Genomic DNA, 724 nt, shown 5'->3' on the forward strand with positions numbered 1-724 from the left:
GCTGCGCGGCGCCGGGGCGCGCGGGCGCGGCGCCACCCTGTTCGGGTCGCTGGGCCTGCATTTCAACATCGACGCGCCGGCCGCGGACCTGCCCCGCATCACCGCGGTGATGCTGGCCTTGGCTGATGGAGGCGCGGCTGCGGCGGGAGGTCGCGCGGGGGCGAACGACGCCTGGAGCGGCATCTGCCGCCGCCCTATCCGCCGGCCTTCCTGCACCGGATCGCGGCGCCGGGCTATCGGCCCGACCGGGCCGGGCTGATCGACGACTACCTGGCCGCCAACCCGACCCGCGACCGCGGCCTGGACCTGCTGCCGCTGCTGCTGAGCCTGGACCCGGAGCGGGTGCGGGCCCGCCTGCCCTACGAGAAGATCGCGCCCCGCCCGGTCTTCCACTACCGCCTGCCCCAGGCCCATCCCGGCGAGCCCGGCTGGAGCATCGCCCAGGACTGGAACTGCTGGGTGGAGGTGGAACGGCTGGCCGCCGACGGCGACCGCCTGGCCGCCGCGGCCGAGGCGTGGCGGGCAAGGGCGTGAGCTGGCCTATCCATTCATCCTCCCCCTCCCGCGAGGGGACTACGGCATCCACACATTGAGTGGTGGTAGCGAACGGCGGGTCGGCGAGCAGATTGCCTCTCCCGCTTGCGGGAGAGGTCGGGCTCGCGCAGCGAGGCCGGGTGAGGGCCGCCCGGCCGCGACACCAGGACCCAGCGTTTCAGGACGGGGG

At 74.9% G+C, this 724-nt stretch carries 2 protein-coding genes; both read left to right on the forward strand.

From position 1 onward, the window contains the following. On the forward strand, positions 1 to 259 hold a 259-nt coding region (locus P409_RS39845), incomplete at its 5' end, for a hypothetical protein (RefSeq protein WP_202964919.1). Continuing rightward, on the forward strand, positions 220 to 534 hold the full coding sequence (locus P409_RS37565; protein ID WP_238578863.1) for an amidoligase family protein: 315 nt from the start codon (positions 220 to 222) through the stop codon (positions 532 to 534). The genes P409_RS39845 and P409_RS37565, both read left to right, overlap by 40 nt. Positions 535 to 724: the final 190 nt, after the last annotated feature.

The organism is Inquilinus limosus MP06, assembly GCF_000767795.1.
GTDB lineage: Bacteria > Pseudomonadota > Alphaproteobacteria > DSM-16000 > Inquilinaceae > Inquilinus > Inquilinus limosus_E.